Here is a 21,556-nt window from a genome sequence, read left to right as displayed (position 1 = left end):
AAGTGATCGTAACTACCTGCCTATCTTGAGGTAACATAATAATTCAATTCGGTTAAATTAGTTTTTATTTTAATTAATGCTGGGAAGCGCCCTCTTGTGCCAAATAAAATTGGTGAAGGGGCGCTTCATTCATTTGTAAAATCTCCCCATTTTTCTACAAGGTTTCCAGGATTCCCCTGCTACGCTTTCAAATCCCTGTGTATATCTGGAGCACCCCATGGCTCCTACTAAAACTAAATAAAGGCACCTTAGGGGCTATACGTTGCCTTAAATTAGAATATATGGGGATTTCTGCTTGTCTTAATTGTTTTTTTAGATCACGCTCTTCACTTTTCCAGAAAGCTCTTAGCGGAGCTAATAGCCCTTATTTTCGCCTTGGAGCCACTAAGCCGTGGAAATCGCATGGTTTTACACATTTTTTGTTGATAACTTGCTAACTAAAACCCAGATGGGCCTTATAGTTTAGGGGGTATTGCTTATATTTGTAGGATTGCTAAAATTATAATGAAATAAGTATAAATTTATGAGCGAAGAAGCAAAAAACGAGGAGCTAAAAAAGAATAATTATTCAGCAGATAGTATTCAGGCTCTAGAGGGAATGGAACACGTTAGGATGCGTCCCTCCATGTATATTGGGGATGTGGGTGTTAGAGGGTTGCATCATTTAGTATATGAGGTAGTGGACAACTCCATTGATGAGGCAATGGGAGGTTACTGCGATGAGATAGAGGTTTCTATAAACGAAGATAATTCTATAACTGCCAAGGATAACGGTAGAGGGATACCGGTAGATATTCACAAGAAGGAAGGCGTTTCTGCATTGGAGGTGGTAATGACCAAGATTGGTGCAGGAGGTAAGTTCGACAAGGATTCCTATAAGGTTTCCGGTGGTCTCCACGGGGTGGGGGTTTCCTGTGTGAATGCCTTGTCGAACCACCTTAAAGCCACCGTTCATAGGGACGGAGTTATTTGGGAGCAGGAATATAGTAAGGGAAAGCCACTATATCCCGTTAAAAGGATTGGGGAAACCGATTACCGGGGAACCATCGTTACCTTTACTCCTGATGATACTATTTTTACCCAGACGGTAGAATATAGCTACGAAACTTTGTCTAACAGAATGCGCGAATTGGCGTTCTTGAACAAAGGGTTGGCCATTACACTTACCGATAAAAGACAGGTAGATGAAAATGGAGAATTTGTTAGTGAGCGATTCTTTTCTGAAGAAGGTCTAAAGGAGTTTATAAAGTTTTTGGACGGCAATAGAGAGCCCATTATAGAGAATGTGATCGCCATGGAAAGCGAGAAAAACGATATTCCAGTTGAGGTGGCCATGATCTATAACACTTCTTATAATGAGAATTTGCATTCCTATGTGAACAACATTAACACCCATGAAGGGGGTACGCATTTATCTGGTTTTAGAAGAGGTTTAACCACCACGCTAAAGCGATATGCAGACCAGTCCGGGATGTTAGATAAATTAAAGTTTGAGGTACAGGGGGACGACTTTAGGGAGGGGTTAACCGCCATTGTCTCCGTTAAGGTTGCAGAGCCTCAGTTTGAGGGGCAGACCAAGACCAAGTTGGGGAACCGTGAAGTTTCTTCTGCTGTGAGTCAGGCTGTTTCGGAAATGCTGACCGATTATTTGGAAGAGCACCCAGACGATGCTAAAACCATTATTCAAAAGGTGATTCTAGCTGCGCAGGCAAGACATGCCGCTACCAAAGCCCGTGAAATGGTACAGCGTAAAACCGTGATGAGCATTGGAGGCCTTCCAGGAAAACTATCCGACTGCTCGGAGCAAGATCCTTCCTTGTGTGAAGTATTCCTTGTGGAGGGAGATTCGGCAGGGGGTACCGCCAAACAAGGTAGGGACAGAAACTTTCAGGCTATCTTACCGTTACGAGGTAAGATCTTGAACGTAGAGAAAGCCATGTCACATAGGGTATTCGAAAATGAGGAAATTAAGAATATTTACACCGCATTGGGGGTAACTATTGGAACTGAAGAAGATAGCAAAGCCCTTAACCTAGAAAAGCTACGTTACCATAAAGTAGTAATCATGTGTGATGCGGATGTGGATGGTAGCCACATTGAAACACTAATTCTTACCTTCTTCTTTAGGTATATGAGGGAGCTAATTGAAGGTGGCCACGTTTATATTGCCACTCCGCCATTATATATGGTTAAAAAAGGTAGTAGAAAACGTTATGCTTGGACCGATGAGGAGCGCGATGAAATTGCCGAGGAATTTGGAGGTGGCGTAGGTATACAACGATATAAAGGTCTGGGGGAGATGAACGCCGAGCAGTTGTGGGATACCACTATGAATCCGGAATTTAGGACCCTAAGACAGATTAATATTGATAATGCAACTGAGACGGATAGGGTATTCTCTATGTTGATGGGGGATGAAGTTCCACCAAGACGTGAATTTATTGAGAAGAATGCCGCTTATGCGAACATAGATGTATAAGATTACAGCATTTCACAACAAAAACTCGCACTATATGTGCGAGTTTTTTATTTTTGGGAAAAAAATAATGGATATGAAATATGTGATTGCGAGTGCATTCTTGTTTTTAGGTTTTGCTGGATTCTCCCAGTCAAACGTAAATGAAGTGTTGGCAGCGGGTGTAAAGGATGCCGAAAAATTTACCGATAACTACCTGGCACCCGTCTCAGAAGGCGCCTTGTACAGTTTGGCAAATGGGTGGTACAATACGGCCGAATCTAAGCCTTTAGGCGGATTTGAGATATCGATTATTGGAAATATGACCTCCTTTAAGGACAGTAAAAAGACTTTTGAGCTGAACACCGCCGATTATGAGAATTTAAAGTTCCAGGATGGAAGTACTTCCAAAATGGTTTCTACCGCTTTGGGAGATTTAGAAGGGATCGGTGTGTATGTAGAGGGTGAGTTCATGGGATTCACGACCAGGGAAGAGTTTGATCTTCCTACCGGACTCTCCTCGGAGGGGATCAATTTTATCCCAAGCGGATTTTTGCAGGTAGGGGTAGGCCTGGTAAAAGGTTTGGAAGTGAAAGCCCGATTCTTACCTAAGGTAAATACCGATGAGGTGCAGCTTGGGTTGTACGGAATAGGTCTACAACAAGAATTTACTAAGTGGTTGCCTGCAGACAAGGTATTGCCTGTGGCCATATCTGCAGTGATAGGATACACGCATATGGACGGCACCTATGATTTTACCAATACCAATGTAGTGGATGGGGAAAATCAACGCTTGGAGGTGGATATGAATGTGTGGAATTTTCAAGCGATTGCGGCCACTAAACTAAAGATCATTAATTTTTATGGAGGTATTGGGTATGTTTCCGGTACCTCTACCACGGATGTATTAGGAACCTATAGAGTGCAATCGGGGCCATTTCAATCAGAAACTTACGTAGATCCCTTTGCTTTTTCCAATAAAGTAAGCGGCATGGCGGCTACCTTGGGTACTAGACTGAAGCTAGGCTTTTTTAGACTGCATGCAGATTATACCTTTGCAGAGTTCAACAACCTAACCGTAGGGGTAAACTTCGGGTTTAGGTAAAACTCGATTTTACAAAAATATATTAAGACCAATCATGGGAAACTGTGGTTGGTTTTTTGTTAGTACTAAGTACTTAGTACTGAGTATGGAGAACGGTGAAGTCTTCAGTGTGCAGTTGCAGTAGTTATTGTAGTGAGCGGTAATCGGTGGACAGAAAGCAGACTTGTACGTCCCTGATATAAGTTGACCACTGCTAAGAAGAAAATTTCAAAAGCTCCTCCCTTTGGGTAAAGGGAGGTGGTTTGCCTGAAAGTGCAAACCGGAGGGATTGAAATAGTATTGATTACAAAGTATAAAGTACTTAGTATTGAGATCGGTGAAGTCTTTAGTGTGCAGTTGCAGTAGTTATTGTAGTGAGCGGTAATCGGTGGATAGATTAGGTTTGTCAGTTGTCGTGCCCGCCCGATAGAACCGTTCTGGCAGGCAGTTGAGGCTTCATTAAATAGAGAAAAGACACCTAAGATTTTCATCCCTTGAAAACCATCTAAGGTATTAACCTTATAGCACCCCGGCCTATCGAGTGTGATTTCTCAATCGCCCAGAAATAGGGCTCATTTCGAAATGACAGAAAGTATTTAAATTTCGGCTAATAGGGAGGATTAAATTTGGAATAGTCGTCAGCAGTAAGTAAGCAGGTTGTCGGTGGATAATTCCCAATTATTAAGATAAAAGCTCCATGAAAAAAAAAGAACAAAAGCTCCTCCCTTTTTGAAAGGGAGGTGGTTTGCCTGCAAGCGCAAAGCGGAGGGATCTTTTTTAGTATAAAGTACAAAGTGTTGAGTTTTGAGATTGGTGCACGCCCCTGATATAAGTTGCCCACTTCCTAGTGCGTAGCTTTGATAAAAGATTAATAAAATCCGGTGAAGTATAGACCTTAATAATAGGAATGATTAACTGCTTATTTAAGGATTTCGGTGTCTAAATAATATTTATACAAGCTAAGCTTATTATGAGTATATTGGATAGTGGAATTATGGCCTTCAACAAGTAAGATTTGTTGTATGCTAAGTACTTCAGGAAAATTAAGGGTGCTAACAGATAGACTGTTGGTATTTAAAATAATAATTAAAAAATCACATCATGGCTAAGGGGCAAGACGCAAAGAAGAATGTAAAAAAAAGAACCTGCTAAAACAGCTAAAGAGAAAAAGGCAGAAAAGCGGGAGAAAAAGGCTAAAAAGTGATAATTGGAACCAAAGCTCGTTCCGAGTTATAATGTCGCCGGCTTAGAATGTTAGAAAAGCTGAAAAATGCGCACTATCAAGTGTTCTTATAATAGGATATTTGGTAGAGCGCTTTTTTGTAATATTTTTCTGAACTGTGGTGGATTCCAAGAGGGCACTAATGAGCCTTTAATCATATAGCCTGAACCTTGGTCTATCCACATAAACCAACCAAAAAACTACCTATGAAAATCCTTAAGATTATCGCCTTCCTAGGTGTAATAACCTTATTCACCAGTTGTGAAATAGTTCTGGAAACTAATTTTAACTCCCAGGGCGGTGGCACCTATAGCCTTGGGTTTGATTTATCCGAAATGATGAAAATGGAGTTGAACTCGGAGGAGGAATCGGATAACCAACAAATAGATACCTTGTTGGTTTTCGCCGATTTTATTGAAATGAAGTGGGATAGTATTTCTAAGCTAAGCAAGGAGGAGCAGGAAAAAATAAAGGAATTGGAGCCATTTAGTCTCTATATGAAATCGGATACGGTGACCAGTACCTTGGAGATGAAACTCAACTATGCGTTTTCGGACCAGGCAGATCTACAAGCTTTTGGGGAAAAGTTGAAGGGCCAGAAATTTAAGGAGCTCGATATGTTTAGCGGAGCCTTACAAAAGGACTTAAAGTCCGCCCAAGGGGAGGAAGAAGCAGACGCGGGAGATAAGAGTCTGTTCCCAGATTTTAACGACTCCTTTATTACCACCTTTAGTAGGGAGGGCTTTACCTTAAGATTGAGTCCGGAAGCCTTGGAAAGACAAGAAAAGGAAAAGGACAGTACCCTTACCCCAGACAGTCCCATGGTAGATATGGTGCGCTTTAAAAACAGGTACACCTTTCCGTACAAAATAAAATCCATTAACAATAAAAATGCCCGGGTGCTTTCCGATTTTAAAGGCGTGGAAATCTCCGGCAACTTCTATGAAATCACTCACGATCCCAAATTTTTTGACATGGAGGTGGTGTTTGAGTAGGTATCTTTTTTATGAGTTACTATGTAAATTAAAACTGCTTAAATCGGTAATTTTTTTTATTAAGTAAGATTTCCAGTTAGATGGAAATGTAATGGATATACATAATTTGGGTATCTTGTTCAGTTGAAGTTTTGAATGTGTTATTAGCTGTAAAAAGCACTACGGCTTTAATGTATGCTGAAGATGCAAGTGGAATAAATTTGATTAAGGTCATGGATGGGAATATCGTCCAAATGACTTAAGAAGCTAGCAAATATTCAAGCGGTAAATATTCATTTACGAAAGCATATAAATTATTCATAGATTTCGAAAGGAATAGTGAGGCTTAATCACTTGGAATATTCTAAAACTAAATAAATACAAAGTATTATAATAATGGTTGAAGTAGTTTGTGCTGTAATATTAAAAGAAGATAAAATTCTAATCGCGCAACGAAGTGAAGAAATGAAACTGCCTTTGAAATGGGAATTTCCTGGAGGTAAGTTAAATAATGGAGAGGACGAGGAGCGGGCTATCGTACGAGAGATTAAAGAAGAATTAAATATTGAAATATTTCCGATAAAAAGAATTTCCTCTAACATTCACGACTATGGTACATTCAAAATAAAATTAACTGCTTATTTATGTGATTATATTTCAGGTGAAATTAAACTTTTAGAACATAAAGACTTCAAGTTTGTAGGATTTGAAAATTTAAAAAATTATGATTTAGCTGAAGCTGACATACCCTTCATTGAGAAGTTAAAAACATTTGTGTGATGGTTGAAGGTATTTATGAGCAGTTAATAACCAAGATAGTCGCCTCCAAGCTTGAAAGTCTCAGCACAAGTCAATATTATATAAAAGATACTGCAATTGACAAAGATGAAGCGGCGCAAGTTCTTTCTAAACACCTTAATAGTACAATTGGTTATGCGCTCTCATTAATTAAGGGTGAACATGCAATTGAAAACCAGATAAAGATTGCTAATAAAATTATTGGGGTTTTAAAAGAGGAAGTAGATATGGACCTTATTGAAGGTGACCTTATTGAAATTGAAGGGCGAATTCTAAAAGCGGTTTTCGAAAAAACAGATGCTCATTTTTCGGATTTAGAATTACATCTAAAAGAAATAACTCCATATACAAGGCTAACACACAGTGAGTTGTTTACTGGAGGCAACGTCGGATTGTCTTTAGAAAGTGAATTGAAAAAAGAGATTTTGTCTTCAAACCGAGTGGATTTACTCGTGTCTTTTATTAAATGGAAAGGAATAAGGATTCTTGAAAGGGAACTTAGAGATTTTACAGAAAGAGGTGGGCAGTTAAGGGTAATCACTACTACGTATATGGGCGCTTCAGATTATAAAGCAATCCAATTATTATCAAGCCTTCCAAATACTGAAGTTAAAATTTCATATAATACAGGTAACGAGAGATTACATGCAAAAGCATATTTCTTTTATCGGAATTCAGGCTTTCACACAGCTTATATTGGTTCTTCAAATTTTTCACGAACTGCGTTAACAGATGGTTTGGAGTGGAATCTTAAAATAACAACTAAGGAGGTTGGATACATCATTGATAAATTTCAAAAAACATTTGAGGCTTACTGGCAAAATGATGAATTCGAATTATTTAATGACAAGATTCATTCTGAAAAACTCATTAGCTCCTTAAAATCCGGGAAAATACCTCAAAAAGGTATTGGCAATTTAGCCTTTTTCGACTTAAAGCCTTATCCCTATCAAAAAGAGATATTGGAAACATTGGAAGTTGAGCGCACTGTTCACAACCGACATAAAAATCTTTTGGTTGCAGCAACTGGAACAGGGAAGACTGTTATTTCGGCTTTTGATTATAAAAAGTTTAAACAAGAAAATAAATCAGCAAAACTTCTATTTGTAGCACATCGAAAAGAAATTTTAACCCAGGCTGCTTCAACCTTTCGAGGGGTTTTAAAAGATAATAATTTTGGTGAATTTTGGGTGGATGGTATGCAACCAGATAAATTCGATTTTGTATTTGCATCCGTGCAAACTTTTAGAAATAGAATCGAAGCACTTTCTTTAAGTTCTACATTTTATGATTTTATCATTATTGATGAAGTGCATCATATCGCTGCTTCAAGTTATCGTCCTATCCTTGATCATTTTAAACCAAAAATTCTTTTAGGGTTGACTGCTACTCCTGAGAGAATGGATAATGAAAATATTTTAGACGATTTCTGTAATAGAATTGCTGCTGAAATTCGATTACCCGAAGCCTTAAACAGAAAGCTTCTATGTCCATTTCAATACTTCGGAATTTCTGATAGCGTAGACTTGTCTAAAGTTAGTTGGGAAAATGGAAGATATGTGCCAAGCGAATTAACAAAATTGTATTTAGCTAATGACAGACGTGTGGGAGAAGTGATTAGCAATGCAGATAAATATTTAAGAGATATTAATGATGTAAGAGCTCTCGGTTTCTGTGTGACTATTGAGCACGCAAAATACATGGCAGAAAAATTCACTTTAGCTAATTTAAAAGCTCATTATCTAACAAGTGAAAACTCAAGAGAAAGAGAAGATATTAGAAGAAAGTTGCGAAATAAAGAAATCAACTATTTATTCGTTGTTGACATTTTTAATGAAGGAGTTGATATTCCTGAAATAGACACCGTGCTTTTCTTAAGACCCACGGAAAGTTTAACAGTTTTTCTTCAGCAGCTAGGAAGAGGACTTAGATTATCTGAGGGCAAAGAATGTTTAACAGTGTTGGATTTTGTTGCTAATGCCAGACCCGAATATAATTTTGAAAATAAATTTAGGGCCTTAATCGGTAAAACGACATCTCCTGTTCTAAAAGAAATTGAGGACAACTTCCCGCACTTACCATTAGGATGCTCTATTGTTCTAGAAAAAAAGGCAAAGAATAGTATTCTGGAAAATATAATTGCTGCAACTAACGTAAATAAAAGGCAGCTAATTCAAAAGATTCGGAATTTTGAACATCAAACAACTTTGCCGCTTACTTTGGCTAATTTCATATCCTTCAACAATCTGAACCTGCAGACAATTTATAAAAGGGGGAGTTGGAGTAGGCTTCTTCATATGGCTGGAAAACACAAAGATTTTACTAGGCTCAACGAGAAAGAAATTGTATCTACAATTCTTAAAAAATGGCTGTCAACTAATTCCACTAGCTACTTTCGGTTCTTATTAAAGCTGGCAAAAGTGAACTTTAAGCCTGATTTCAGATTATTTAATGAAGAGGAAAAAGTAATGTTGTTGATGTTGCATTACGATGTTTGGAAAGGTTCTGAAGGTTTCGGATCACTAAATGAAAGTGTTGAAGCCATTGGAAAAAATAAAGTGTTGGTTCAGGAAATTATTGAAGTATTAGAGATTCTTCTTGATAAAATTAATTTCAAAGAAATAGATATTGAACTACCATATAAGCAACCTTTAAAATTACATTCAAGGTATACTAGAGACCAAATTTTGGCAGCTTTCGGGCTTAGTACATTTAATAAGAAATCTACTAATAGAGAAGGTGTGGCTGAGAATAAAACACTTAATACCGAAGTACTGTTTATAGACCTTATTAAATCTGAAGAAGACTTCTCGCCTACCACAATGTATAATGATTATGCAATTAGTGAGACGCTTTTCCATTGGCAAAGTCAAAATAAAACAAGAGCTGATAAAGGAAAAGGTTTAACATATATTCATCATCAGAAACTCAATAAAAAGATTTTACTTTTTGTTCGTGAAAAAGCAAAAGATGAGTTTGGAAATACTATGGGGTATGTGTTTGTAGGAGAGGGTAGCATTCAGGATTATTATGGTACTAAACCAATAAGTATAAATTGGCATTTAAGCGAGCCTCTTCCTCAATACCTATGGAAAACATCCGCTAAAATGGCTGTTGGTTAATTAACTGCCTCTCCAAACTACCCACCCCTGTCCCATATTTCACAGTCAGCAGCAAATGTGTTTCAAATCGTGGAACAAATGCCTTAGACACTACTACTTACTACCTTTGCAAATTGGTAGGGTAGGGGGAAGTCTGTTTGGAGCTTGTGTTTTATTTATTTGTGGAGACTTTAAATAATAACCAGCAACCCCCTTCCTAAGTAGCAAACATTAACGTTAGAGTATTAGTGAGTAAAGAAGTAGCGGAAAAAAGAATTGGACAAAAGTTAAAAAGAAACATACGCATCAGTAGGTACGTTATCTACAAGGAAACCTTAGTAGATTTTAGTGAGCAGTTCTGGTCCTTCATTGGAGCGTTTTTTGGCATTGGACTCATTGCTCTGTTGCAATCCTCTTCACTAAACAAGGTAGATCACATCTTTCTTATCGGCTCTTTTGGCGCTTCCAGTGTGCTTATTTTTGGCGCTATCCAAAGTCCCATGGCACAACCGCGGAACCTCCTAGGCGGACATATCATATCTGCCATAATTGGGGTGACCATCTTTAAGCTATTTCCGGATATTCTATGGATTACGGCTCCTCTTGCCGTAGCCACCTCCATTATTGTTATGCAGATGACCAAAACCCTCCATCCCCCTGGGGGAGCTACTGCGCTTATTGCCGTATCGGGATCGGCAGAATTAAAGGCCTTGGGTTATTTTTATGTGTTGTCCCCAGTGTTGTCTGGAACCTTGATCTTACTGATCGTCGCCCTCATTTTTAACAATATGACCAAGCAACGTTCCTATCCTACCAATCGTAATCTTACCCGAATTTTTAAGACCTGGAAGAGGGATGCTTAATTTGGGAATTTGCTACCTACTATTTCAAGTTATAAGGGCCAGGCACATCCATGTGCCAAGAAAGCTTCTTAGTATTCCCATACTCCCTGTTTCCTGAATCCCCGCGTTAGGGATAGTAGTGAAAAGCCCGCAGCGAGGAACGCGTGAGGACTTGTAGCGGATAGCCCGACCCGTAGGGGAACGCCCAACACCTCCTGTGAAAATATCGCAGTTCATTACTGGTGATTCACCCAGTGATGGGCTTTTTAAGCGCATGTCGTGCTATTCGCGGATGGCCAGTATATTGCCTTGGTGGTCTGTAAGTACGGTGCCGCGGTCCGTCTGGTCCATGGTGACCACGTCTTCCTTCCTATCCAATCCCGGGTAGGCAATGGTATAGGTCTTATCCTTAAACGACCATCTGAAATCGGTGACAATAGTGAGTTGGTGGTTGTTGTAGGTATGGAAACGCCCTAAATACGCATCGTTAAAAATCCACTCCTCTTTTACGGTCTGCTTCGCATTCTTACCAGTGCTTGCAGTACTGAAATAGGACCAGATCCCAATAACCGGATCGTTGTTTTCTGCAATTCGAGTGCAATTGGCAGAAAGTAGGATGGCGAAAAGCGCCAAAAGGGAATATACTTTTTTCATACCGTAGGTTTTTGGTTAGGGAGCCCGTTGTTTTAACGCAATACAGTGTAATTCTATTGTAAAAACTCGATGTACGGCGCTTTTTTTTAACATTTATTGACGGGTATCCTGTTTTCATACCAAGAGGTAGCCTGTTAAGGCCTAGGGGCAAGGGCTCGTAGCACTCCCAGAATGGTAGACCCAATTTTATGCGCTGGCCATTAATCTTCCAAAATTTACGCTGTTTATGCCTACCGGATAACAGAATTCTGTTTAAAATCTGTATTTTTGGGAGATTGAAAAATAATCTTAAAAAATATTCTCATAATGAAAGTTACCATAGTAGGGGCAGGTGCCGTTGGCGCAAGTTGCGCAGAGTACATTGCCATAAAGGATTTTGCATCGGAAGTAGTGGTGTTGGATATTAAGGAAGGCTTGGCCGAAGGGAAAGCCATGGATCTTATGCAAACGGCTTCCCTAAACGGATTTGATACCAAAATTACAGGGGTTACCAATGATTATAGTAAGACGGCCGATAGCCACATTGCGGTAATTACTTCAGGAATTCCTCGTAAGCCGGGAATGACCCGTGAAGAGCTGATTGGGATTAATGCTGGCATCGTTAAAACGGTAGCTACCAACCTAATTGAGCATTCGCCCAACGTAATTTTAATGGTAGTGAGTAATCCGATGGATACCATGACCTACTTAACGCATAAAATTACCGATCTTCCCAAAAACAGAATCATTGGTATGGGTGGGGCCTTGGATAGTGCGCGATTTAAATACCGATTGGCAGAAGCTTTGGAAGCCCCAATTTCCGATATAGACGGAATGGTAATCGGTGGACATAGCGATACCGGAATGGTACCCTTAACCGCACACGCTACCCGTAACAGTATTAAGGTATCCGAGTTCCTTTCTGAGGAGCGCTTAAACCAAGTGGCCGAAGATACCAAGGTGGGGGGAGCTACCTTAACCAAGTTGTTAGGAACCAGCGCATGGTATGCACCAGGAGCGGCAGTATCTGCTATGGTACAAGCAATTGCCTGTGATCAAAAGAAAATGTTTCCATGTTCTGCCTTATTGGAAGGGGAGTACGGATTGGAGGATATCTGTATAGGTGTACCGGTATTGTTAGGTAAAAACGGTATTGAAAAAATAGTAAATATAGAATTAACGGAGGCAGAGAAAGCAAAAATGCAAGAAAGTGCCGAAGGGGTCAGAAAGACCAATAACCTCCTAGAAGTATAAAAAATTAGAGCGCTGATAGAAATTCAGGGCATCCGTCCTATTGGAGCCAAATGGCAATCTGATAGGGATGGATGCCCTTATTTTATAATTTCTTCAAATATATTGTTAGTTCCTAGGGGAAATAATATATTTGCACGCTATTTAGGAATACCATATCATAAATTAAACAACCAATGCAGAATAAAGGACTTATAAAGCTTTTCGCTTTTTTGTTTGGGCTAGTTAGTATTTACCAACTATCCTACACTTTTATTACCAATAAAGTAGAAAAGGATGCAACTGTCTTTGCTACCAATCGCGTTTCGGAGTCCGAAGAGGATTATCTTGAGAAGAGGGAAGAGCTAGAGGCACAGTATTTGGACTCAATAGGGAATAATTCCATCCTGGGTTATACCAGCTATAATGATGCCAAGAAAAAAGAATTAAACAAAGGTCTGGATTTAAAGGGCGGGATTAACGTTACCCTTCAAATTTCCGTGAAGGATATTTTGAAAGGCCTTGCCAATAACTCCAAGAACCCTGTTTTTAACAAGGCTTTGGCCGATGCCGATGTGGCATCTAAAAGTAGTAATGCTCCTTACCTAGAGCTTTTCTTCAATGCTTTTGATAAAATAAAAGGGGATACCAAATTGGCTTCTCCAGATATTTTTGCCAATAAGACCTTGAGCGATGCTATTAACTTCCAGATGACCGATGATCAGGTAAAGCCAATCATCAGAACCAAAATAGACGAGTCTATCGTTTCTGCTTTTGAAGTATTGAGAGAGCGTATCGATGGTTTTGGAGTTACTCAGCCTAACATCCAAAGGGAAGGGAATTCTGGTCGTATTTTGGTAGAATTGCCAGGGGCTAGAGACATTGCAAGATCTCAGGATCTTTTGTCCAGTACCGCCCAATTGGAATTCTGGGAAACCTATAAGCCTAGCAATCCTAGTCTTGGTAACTTCCTACAGGCTGCCAATGAGCGTTTAAAATCTTTGGTAAACGTAGATCAGCCAGAAGCAACTGCTAAGCCAGAATCTGAACTAGATTCTTTGTTATCTGATATTAATCAAGATACCGAAGATTTTTCTCCTGCTGCAAATCCGCTATTCAGCTTATTGTTGCCTGCAAATCCTAATGGGAATGCATTTGTAAGCGCTGCTATTAAAGATACCGCCACTATTGGTGAGTACCTTAGAATGAAGGAAATCCGCAAGTTGATTCCTGCAGATATGCAATTTGTGAAGTTCCTATGGGAGCGTCCTAGTGAAGGAGCTGAAGTAGTTGGATTGTATGCTTTAAAATCTAACAGAGATAATACGCCAAGAATTAGCGGGGACGTAGTTACCGACGCTGCAGCAGTATTTGACCAATTTAATAAGCCTGCAGTATCCATGTCTATGAATACTAGAGGTGCTAAGGAATGGGAAAAATTAACCGGAGATGCCTTCAACAACCAAACAGGTATTGCCATTGTTCTAGATAACAAGGTGTACACTGCTCCTGGAGTTTCTTCAGGTCCTATTTCTGGAGGTCGTTCCGAAATTACCGGGAACTTTACCATTAACGAGACCCAAGATATTGCCAACGTACTTAGAGCGGGTAAATTACCTGCCTCCGCAGAGATTATTCAATCGGAAATCGTAGGTCCGTCATTGGGACAAGAGGCTATTAATAGTGGTTTCTCTTCCTTTATGATTGCGATGGCTATCGTATTGATATGGATGATATTCTACTACGGGAAAGCCGGTATCTTTGCCGATATTGCTTTGTTGTTCAACATCTTGTTGATCTTTGGGGTACTGGTTAGCTTAAATGCAGTACTGACACTTCCTGGAATTGCAGGTATTGTGCTTACCATAGGTATGTCCGTGGATGCTAACGTACTTATCTTTGAAAGAATTAAAGAAGAGCTTGCAAAAGGAAAAGGTCGTGGCCAGGCAATTGCAGATGGATTTGGAAACGCGCTTTCCTCTATCTTGGATGCAAACATTACCACCGGTCTTACGGCATTGATACTGTTTATTTTTGGTTCTGGACCTATTAAAGGTTTTGCAACTACCTTACTTATCGGTATTGTTACCTCTTTATTTACCGCCATCTTTATTACAAGGTTACTGATAGATTGGTACTCGGAAGGTAAAGGAAGGGATTTGGATTTCTCTACAGCAATTACCAAAAATCTTTTTAGGAACATCAATATCGATTTCCTATCCAAAAGAAAAATCTCTTATGTGTTCTCTGCAGTCTTAATTGCCATTGCTTTATTCTCCTTGTTTACTCAAGGGTTGCAGCAGGGAGTAGATTTTGTAGGGGGTAGATCGTATACGGTCCGATTTGAAAAGGCTGTGAATCCTTCTGAGATTTCTTCCGAATTGAATGATGTATTTGGTAGTGGAACCAATGTGAAGACCTTTGGAGAAGCGAATCAGATTAAGATTACTACCGCTTATAAGGTAGATGTAGAAGGAATTGAAGTAGATAACGAGATTCAGAATAAATTATATACCTCTCTTCAAAAGTATCTTCCAGACGGTACCGATTTTGATAGCTTCATTATTGGAAGTGGTGATAAGTCCTTGGGAATATTACAGTCTGTAAAAGTAGGTCCTACCATTGCAGATGATATTAAGAAGAATGCACTTTTGGCGATCCTAGGATCCTTGGCGGTAGTCTTCCTTTATATCCTGTTCAGGTTCCGCAAGTGGCAGTTCTCCCTTGGTGCAGTTGCTGCTGTAGCGCACGATGTGTTGGTGGTACTAGGTGTCTTCTCCATATTTGGAACGTTAATGCCATTTAACATGGAGATAGATCAGGCATTTATTGCGGCTATCCTTACGGTGATTGGTTATTCCTTGAACGATACCGTGGTGGTGTTTGACCGCGTGAGGGAAATTGTAGCTGAAAAGGGATGGAAAGCTGGAGAAAATACCAACCAGGCACTAAACAGTACGTTGAGTAGAACCATTAACACCTCTATGACCACCCTGGTGGTATTATTGGCCATTTTCATCTTCGGAGGGGAATCGTTAAGAGGGTTTATGTTTGCTATGATCGTTGGTATTTTAGTAGGTACTTACTCCTCCTTGTTCATTGCAACTCCTGTGATGTACGATTCTTTGACTAGAAAAGACAAGAAGGAAGAATAAGAATTTTGATTAATTATTGTTATTTAGTAAAAAGGCCGCTGATTCAGCGGCCTTTTTTGTTGCTATAGTTTTTCCCCAGTAGACCCATGGGGGCCCGGATAAAGTTGGTAGTCGTATTGAGGTTGTAGGCCGGGTTCGGTTCTATGGGATACAAATACGATCGCCGTATGGGTCTCCGCTGCAATCTTATTTACCAATGCTATAAAAAGGGAGGCGCTTTCATCATCCAATCCCGCAGTGGGCTCGTCCAAGATTAGTAAAGGAGGGTGTTTTATCATGGCTCTAGCCGTCATGATCATTCGTTGTTGGCCTCTTGTTAGGTCGGCAAAGAGTACGTCTCTTAGGTGCCACATATCCAGTAGTAATAACCATTCTTTTGCCAATGCTTTTTGGTTTTCGGTAGACCTAAGGTAAAGGCCAATAGAATCGTTTAATCCCGATATAACCATATTGAAGGCGGTATGCAGGCCAGAGAAGTTATCTGTCATGGAAGGGGTGTAGTACCCAATGTTTTTTTTGATGTCCCAAACGCTTTCCCCACTTCCTTTCCGCTTTCCAAAGAGATAAAGCTCCTGATTGTATCCCTTATGGTTGTCTCCTGTGATCATAGAGAGTAGGGTAGATTTACCGCTGCCGTTAGCGCCTTTTAATTGCCAAAACTCCCCCTGCTTTATGGTCCAGTTAATATTGTTTAACACCTCCTTTTCCCCATAGGTTACCGAAATATTTTTGCATTCCACTAAAATGGGGTCTTGGTAGGGGTTGGACTGAAACGGGAGTGGTATCTGTCCGTTAAAAAGGGCTTTTGGCTGATTTTCTATTGCGGTGTTTTCTAAGGGTTGTAAGGTTGATACGTCTAGGGTGAGGTGTTGCTCACAGAAGGGAAGTAGGTCTCCTTTCCTGCTTAGTAATTGGATTATGGAGGTGGTCTTGCTTACTTCTTGAAGACGCGCTCTAAGCGCTTGTTGTGACTCTGCATCCAGATTATCGAAGGGATTGTCTAAAATTAAAAATCCGGGATCTAATTGCAATAGGTATTTTAGGAGTGTTTTTTTCTGCTCCCCGCTAGACATAGTGCTAAGGCGTTGCTCCGTGTCCTTGTTTATTATTTTTATATCGTGCCGGTCCTCTTCCTGGATAAGTTTCTCTAGGCTTATTTTGGAGAATAGCGCACCTTCCCTCTCGGAGAGGGTGCTGAGTGGTTCGGGAAATTTCCCTTTCATCAATTGCTGAATAAAGGGGTCTTTCTTAGAATTGTTGTTGGTGAAAATGGCCCAATGTTTTGGTGATTTCATTTAGATAGCCTTTATATAATTGGTGTTTTGTTGTTGTAATATTCGGAAGGACCAAGATATTAACAAATCCCACTGCTTGCAATGCATTTGCTGTTTTATGCAGTCCTGGGTTTTTCCCTTGGATATGTGTAGTAGCGTAGGCTGTTATTGACTAGGTGGATGGGTTTAATCTCGGTAAACTCATTTTTGGCCAGTTCTAAGCGCAGCAGTGCTTACTGCCTTAGGTTACACTTATATGTAGTGCTAGGCGGCTGCCAAAGCCTCTTATTGGTTAGGGTGGCGAATGCTGAGGGGTGACGTCTTCCCTGTTTCTAGAAGGCTCTATTTGCTTAGGAATCGGTAGAGATGCTATTTAATTAAATAAAATGGTTGGGAAGAAAGCTTTTGCTCTCTTGAAGTTTTTGGGAGCAGTGGTGTTTAAAATACTGCTACTAGTGTATATAAATGGAAATGCCGTGGGGTTTCCACGGCATTTTAATAACATTGTAGTTTTTATCCTAGGGTATTTTATGGTACTTTATGTGGTCTCCTACTTTCAATCCCCATTCATCTGACTTGCCAGCATTGATTTCCAGCACATATTTGGCTGGAAATTGCGAGCTTAGGCCTGTTTCGTCAAAAGGTCTGGCATTCTTTTGAAAACTAACAATCTTTAGGTCTTCATCTATGTAGAGAATGTCTAAAGGGATAGCGGTGTTCTTCATATAGAACGAGCGCATGGCCACATCCTCAAAAACAAAGAGCATGGCTTGGTTTGCTTCCATCGACTCTCTGTACATAAGGCCGGTGGCGGTCTCATATTCACTTTCGGCAATTTCTATGTCCAAGGTCACCAATACGGAATCGGTTTCCTGCTGAATTATTTCTAAACTGCCTTCCTTCTTAAATTCGATTTTAGTGGTTTTAATAATGGCTTTTTCTTTTTCCTTGCAAGATACCAATAGTGTGAAAATGGCAAGGATTGCCACTAAATATACGCTGTGCTGCTTCATTTGTACAGTGCTTATTTATCCTTTAGGATGTTATTATCTTTATTGAATATGTTGATGTTGTCTGATAGTATCCCCCTTATTTTACCTTGGCAGCTGTTGGCCTGAACATAAAATAAAACCCGATTAGGATAAAAGGTATGCTCAGCCACTGACCCGTAGATAAAAGTCCCAAGCTTTCTTCGAATCCGCCTTGACTCTTTTTAACGAATTCTACAAAGAATCTAACCGTCCATAGCAATACTAGGAAGAGGCCAAATAAGAAACCAGATTTGTTCTTCTTGTCTGTTTTCCAGTAGAGGTAGTAAAGGATGGCGAATACAAAAATATAGCATATCCCTTCGTAGAGTTGCGCTGGATGCCTATAGGGTACTGCCTCTAGGTATTCGGCAAATCTAGGGTCTTTTTCTATAAGTTTATAGGCGGCGTTCACTGTTTTTTCCTTGGTAATTGCCAAAGCGTTGGCAGGATGCAGGTCGTCTGGATCTCTTAGGAATCGTGTAGCAAATAGAAAGGATTTGTCCACTATTTTTCCATTGATCTCAGAGTTGAAAAAATTCCCCAATCGAACGCAAAAGGCACCGATGGATACGGGAATGACGATGCGGTCTAAAATCCAGAGCATTTTAAACTCCGGATATTTCCGGGTGTATAGATACATACCTATAATTATCCCGATGGCTGCACCGTGACTTGCCAAACCGGAAAAGCCAGTAAATTCATAACCGTTGATAATGCCAAAAAGGGCGCTCCCTTCCGTCTCCCTGATGGGAAGTAAAATTTCGGCCAAATGATTCTTGTAATAGGGCCAATCGTAGAAAAAGACATGTCCCAAACGAGCACCTAACATGGTCGCTAAAACGGTGTATATGAAAAGGGAATCTAATTGCTCTATGGATTTTTTCTCCTTAACATAGATTCTCTTCATTATATACCAGCCCAATGCAAAGGCGATTATCCAGAGGAGGTTATAATATTTTATTTGTAATACCCCTATATTGATTAAGGTGTCGGCGGGGTTCCAGGTGAATCCTAAAAAATACATTCGCAAACTAATTTAAGGGACTAAGATAAGTAAATAGTAGGAAGTATCGCCTCTGGATAAATAGTAATTAAATGCAGGCAGGTAAAGCTAGTCCTTAGTGAGAAAAGTACCGGCAAATACTACCGCATGCAAGATGGGTTCTGGGTAGTTTAAAGTAGCTAAGGAACAGGGTCGTACCCGCTTCCGCCCCAAGGGTTGCAGCTAAATATTCTTTTTATGGCGAGCCACCCTCCCTTGAACAAGCCGTGTTTTTTTAAGGCTTCCAAAGTGTATTGGGAGCAGGTGGGAGAATAACGGCAAGAGGCCGGGGTAAGGGGGGAAATAAGGGTCTGGTAAACTCTAACCAAGAACACAAAGGGGGCGATCAATATTTTTTTCATCTGTGCCTAAGTGTTCTTGGTGAGTATAATCTTTATTTTTTATGAAAGGGTAAAGGTAGTTCCGTCTTTCCCATCTTTTAGTTGGATGCCCATTTCGGCCAATTGATCCCGAATCTTATCGGAAGTGGCAAAATCCTTATTGGCTCGTGCTTCGTTCCGCATTTCAATTAAAAGACCTACTACATTGGATAGTTTGTCCGAATTGGATTGGGTGCTGTTCTGGTTTTCCAAGCCTAGGATATCGAAAACAAAATTCTGCATGGCCTGGGAAAGTATTTTCTTGTCCGCTGCAGAGATGGTTTCTTTCCCTTCCTTTATTAGGTTGATGTGTTTAACGGCCTCAAAGAGATTGGCAATAAGGATTGGGGTGTTAAAATCATCGTTCATGGCATCGTACCCCTTCTGCACCCATGCTGCCACATTAAAGTCGCTGCTGTCTCCCGTGGGTAGTTGCTCTAAGCTCGCAATACTATCCATTAATCGCTGGTATCCTCTTTCGGAAGCTAAGAGTGCCTCGTCACTAAGATCCAGAATACTGGTGTAGTGCGCTTGCATCATAAAAAAGCGTACCACGGATGGGGAGTAAGCTTTGCTTAAAAACGGATTTTCGCCAGAGAAAATTTCGTTCGGCAGAATATTGTTGCCGGTAGACTTTGCCATCTTTCTCCCGTTAAGGGTAAGCATATTGGCATGCATCCAATAATTTACCGGCGTCTGATTATTCCAGGCTTCGGCTTGAGCAATTTCGCATTCGTGATGCGGGAATTTAAGATCCATGCCTCCACCGTGAATATCAAAGGTTTCCCCTAGGTATTTGGTACTCATAGCGGTACACTCTAAGTGCCATCCCGGAAAGCCATCTCCCCATGGGGAAGGCCATCGCATAATATGCTGGGGTTCCGCTTTTTTCCATAAGGCAAAATCCTGGGGACTTTTTTTCTCGTCCTGGGCGGTAAGCTCTCTGGTATTGGCGATCATATCTTCCAATTTTCTACCGCTAAGCTTCCCGTAATCATTGGTCTCGCTAAATTTTGCAACATCAAAATAGACCGATCCATTAACGACATAGGCAAGTCCTTTGTCTAAAATGGCCTTTACAATTTCAATTTGTTCTACGATATGGCCGGTTGCCGTAGGTTCTATACTGGGGGGCAGAAAGTTGAACTTGTTCAATATATTGTGGAAGTCCAAGGTGTAGCGTTGTACTACCTCCATAGGTTCCAATTGCTCTAGGCGTGCCTTCTTGGCAATCTTGTCCTCTCCGTCCTCTGCATCATCCTCTAGGTGACCGGCATCGGTAATATTCCTCACATAACGCACTTTGTACCCAAGATGTTTAAAGTACCTGAAAATCATATCGAAAGACATAAAGGTGCGGCAGTTGCCCAAGTGTACGTTGCTGTACACCGTGGGGCCACAGACATACATGCCTATATGACCTTCATTTAAAGGTTTAAAAACTTCTTTTTTGCCCGAAAGGGAATTGTATATTTTTAATTCTTGGGTTTGGTACAACTGCATTTGTAAACAGGAGGATTAAAATTTGGTTTCTATATTAATGTAGCTAAGAAATTCGCTTCGCACTGCTTCTTCTTGGAATCGGCCGCCATACTCAGCAGTAATAGTGCTGCTCTCAATATCGCGAATTCCTCTGGAATTTACACATAAATGTTTGGCATCCATAACGCAGGCAACATCCTCGGTTCCTAATGCCCTCTGAAGCTCTCTTACTACTTGGATGTTTAAGCGCTCCTGTACCTGGGGACGCTTGGCGTAATAATCCACAATTCGGTTCATTTTGGATAGCCCTATTACACTTCCGTTGGAAATATACGCAATATGTGCCTTTCCTACGATGGGAAGTAAATGGTGCTCACAGGTAGAGTATAGGGTAATGTTTTTCTCTACTAACATCTCCCCGTACTTATATTTATTGTCAAAAGTAGAAGGATTAGGCTTGCGCTTGGGATCCAATCCGCCAAATATTTCGGTTACAAACATTTTGGCTACCCTGTTGGGGGTTCCCTTTAGGCTATCGTCCTCTAGGTCTAAGCCCAAGGTAAGCATAATCTCATTTACATTTTCTCTAATGCGTGTGATCTTTTCCTCGTCGCTAAGAACAAAGGCATCTTTACGTAGGGGAGTGTCTTCGGCCGCAGAAACGTGATCGTCTCCCATGTCTTCAAGGTGCTTTTCCAATGCGTTATCTATTTTCATTAAAATATGGCTTTTTAAGGGTGCAAAGATATGCATAATATGGCACTTAATAGTATATTTCACTAGTAACACACTATAAATTAGTGTTAACGAATGAGGAGGGGCGCTTTTGTTTTTCTGGAGTTTTGGGTCGATA

The 21,556-nt window shown here is 40.3% G+C and carries 15 protein-coding genes; 8 read left to right on the top strand and 7 right to left on the bottom strand.

Annotation, left to right across the window (positions count from 1 at the left end; all coding sequences use genetic code 11):
- Positions 1–523: 523 nt before the first annotated feature.
- The 6 genes from gyrB (at position 524) to BV214_RS04465 (ending at position 10,497) form a co-directional block, all read left to right on the top strand.
- Positions 524–2,479: a DNA topoisomerase (ATP-hydrolyzing) subunit B gene (gene gyrB, locus BV214_RS04490; protein ID WP_086476287.1), complete on the top strand. Its 1,956-nt coding sequence runs from the start codon at positions 524–526 to the stop codon at positions 2,477–2,479.
- A gap of 73 nt (positions 2,480–2,552) precedes the next feature.
- Positions 2,553–3,560, top strand: coding sequence for a DUF6588 family protein (locus tag BV214_RS04485; protein WP_086476366.1), 1,008 nt, complete (start codon positions 2,553–2,555; stop codon positions 3,558–3,560).
- Between the two features lie 1,407 nt (positions 3,561–4,967).
- Complete coding sequence (locus BV214_RS04480) at positions 4,968–5,756, top strand: hypothetical protein (RefSeq protein ID WP_140157715.1); 789 nt, start codon at positions 4,968–4,970, stop codon at positions 5,754–5,756.
- Between the two features lie 375 nt (positions 5,757–6,131).
- A complete protein-coding gene (locus BV214_RS04475) occupies positions 6,132–6,515 on the top strand; it encodes a (deoxy)nucleoside triphosphate pyrophosphohydrolase (protein WP_086476285.1) in 384 nt (127 codons plus the stop codon).
- Positions 6,515–9,655 (top strand): DUF3427 domain-containing protein, encoded by a 3,141-nt coding sequence (locus tag BV214_RS04470; RefSeq protein ID WP_086476284.1) that lies wholly within the window; start codon positions 6,515–6,517, stop codon positions 9,653–9,655. Before BV214_RS04475 ends, BV214_RS04470 begins: the two co-directional genes overlap by 1 nt.
- 227 nt (positions 9,656–9,882) lie before the next feature.
- Positions 9,883–10,497 carry an HPP family protein gene (locus tag BV214_RS04465; protein ID WP_245806743.1) on the top strand — a complete coding sequence of 205 codons (615 nt, stop codon included), beginning with the start codon at positions 9,883–9,885 and terminating at the stop codon, positions 10,495–10,497.
- Between the two features lie 261 nt (positions 10,498–10,758).
- On the opposite strand, the gene BV214_RS04460 is transcribed toward BV214_RS04465, so the two are convergent.
- A complete protein-coding gene (locus tag BV214_RS04460) occupies positions 10,759–11,130 on the bottom strand; it encodes a hypothetical protein (RefSeq protein WP_191089077.1) in 372 nt (123 codons plus the stop codon).
- 306 nt (positions 11,131–11,436) lie between these two features.
- On the opposite strand from BV214_RS04460, the gene BV214_RS04455 reads away from it, so the two are divergent.
- Together BV214_RS04455 and secDF are read left to right on the top strand one after the other, a co-directional pair.
- A complete protein-coding gene (locus BV214_RS04455) occupies positions 11,437–12,363 on the top strand; it encodes a malate dehydrogenase (protein WP_086476283.1) in 927 nt (308 codons plus the stop codon).
- A gap of 173 nt (positions 12,364–12,536) precedes the next feature.
- On the top strand, positions 12,537–15,494 hold the full coding sequence (secDF, locus tag BV214_RS04450) for a protein translocase subunit SecDF (RefSeq protein WP_086476282.1): 2,958 nt from the start codon (positions 12,537–12,539) through the stop codon (positions 15,492–15,494).
- A gap of 62 nt (positions 15,495–15,556) precedes the next feature.
- On the opposite strand, the gene BV214_RS04445 is transcribed toward secDF, so the two are convergent.
- From BV214_RS04445 to folE, 6 genes are all read right to left on the bottom strand, one after another.
- Complete coding sequence (locus BV214_RS04445) at positions 15,557–16,789, bottom strand: ATP-binding cassette domain-containing protein (protein ID WP_086476281.1); 1,233 nt, start codon at positions 16,787–16,789, stop codon at positions 15,557–15,559.
- Positions 16,790–17,286: 497 nt separating this feature from the next.
- Positions 17,287–17,781 (bottom strand): DUF192 domain-containing protein, encoded by a 495-nt coding sequence (locus BV214_RS04440; RefSeq protein WP_086476280.1) that lies wholly within the window; start codon positions 17,779–17,781, stop codon positions 17,287–17,289.
- Between the two features lie 76 nt (positions 17,782–17,857).
- Positions 17,858–18,823 (bottom strand): prolipoprotein diacylglyceryl transferase, encoded by a 966-nt coding sequence (lgt, locus tag BV214_RS04435; RefSeq protein WP_086476279.1) that lies wholly within the window; start codon positions 18,821–18,823, stop codon positions 17,858–17,860.
- A gap of 158 nt (positions 18,824–18,981) precedes the next feature.
- Positions 18,982–19,203 carry a membrane protein insertion efficiency factor YidD gene (gene yidD, locus BV214_RS04430; protein ID WP_086476278.1) on the bottom strand — a complete coding sequence of 74 codons (222 nt, stop codon included), beginning with the start codon at positions 19,201–19,203 and terminating at the stop codon, positions 18,982–18,984.
- Between the two features lie 39 nt (positions 19,204–19,242).
- On the bottom strand, positions 19,243–20,724 hold the full coding sequence (gene cysS / locus BV214_RS04425; protein WP_086476277.1) for a cysteine--tRNA ligase: 1,482 nt from the start codon (positions 20,722–20,724) through the stop codon (positions 19,243–19,245).
- Between the two features lie 15 nt (positions 20,725–20,739).
- Positions 20,740–21,420: a GTP cyclohydrolase I FolE gene (gene folE / locus BV214_RS04420; protein ID WP_086476363.1), complete on the bottom strand. Its 681-nt coding sequence runs from the start codon at positions 21,418–21,420 to the stop codon at positions 20,740–20,742.
- Between the last annotated feature and the right edge of the window lie 136 nt (positions 21,421–21,556).

The sequence above is a fragment of the Arenibacter amylolyticus genome (assembly GCF_002150785.1).
Lineage (GTDB): Bacteria > Bacteroidota > Bacteroidia > Flavobacteriales > Flavobacteriaceae > Arenibacter > Arenibacter amylolyticus.
The sequence above is the reverse complement of the archived record's forward strand: the minus strand, read 5'-3'. Positions and strand labels throughout refer to the sequence as shown.

Coding starts and splice junctions, on each gene's coding strand:
- gyrB (WP_086476287.1), top strand. CDS start 524: ATGAGCGAAGAAGCAAAAAACGAGGAGCTAAAAAAGAATAATTATTCA.
- BV214_RS04485 (WP_086476366.1), top strand. CDS start 2,553: ATGAAATATGTGATTGCGAGTGCATTCTTGTTTTTAGGTTTTGCTGGA.
- BV214_RS04480 (WP_140157715.1), top strand. CDS start 4,968: ATGAAAATCCTTAAGATTATCGCCTTCCTAGGTGTAATAACCTTATTC.
- BV214_RS04475 (WP_086476285.1), top strand. CDS start 6,132: ATGGTTGAAGTAGTTTGTGCTGTAATATTAAAAGAAGATAAAATTCTA.
- BV214_RS04470 (WP_086476284.1), top strand. CDS start 6,515: ATGGTTGAAGGTATTTATGAGCAGTTAATAACCAAGATAGTCGCCTCC.
- BV214_RS04460 (WP_191089077.1), bottom strand. CDS start 11,130: ATGAAAAAAGTATATTCCCTTTTGGCGCTTTTCGCCATCCTACTTTCT.
- BV214_RS04455 (WP_086476283.1), top strand. CDS start 11,437: ATGAAAGTTACCATAGTAGGGGCAGGTGCCGTTGGCGCAAGTTGCGCA.
- secDF (WP_086476282.1), top strand. CDS start 12,537: ATGCAGAATAAAGGACTTATAAAGCTTTTCGCTTTTTTGTTTGGGCTA.
- BV214_RS04445 (WP_086476281.1), bottom strand. CDS start 16,789: ATGAAATCACCAAAACATTGGGCCATTTTCACCAACAACAATTCTAAG.
- BV214_RS04440 (WP_086476280.1), bottom strand. CDS start 17,781: ATGAAGCAGCACAGCGTATATTTAGTGGCAATCCTTGCCATTTTCACA.
- lgt (WP_086476279.1), bottom strand. CDS start 18,823: ATGTATTTTTTAGGATTCACCTGGAACCCCGCCGACACCTTAATCAAT.
- yidD (WP_086476278.1), bottom strand. CDS start 19,203: ATGAAAAAAATATTGATCGCCCCCTTTGTGTTCTTGGTTAGAGTTTAC.
- cysS (WP_086476277.1), bottom strand. CDS start 20,724: ATGCAGTTGTACCAAACCCAAGAATTAAAAATATACAATTCCCTTTCG.
- folE (WP_086476363.1), bottom strand. CDS start 21,420: ATGAAAATAGATAACGCATTGGAAAAGCACCTTGAAGACATGGGAGAC.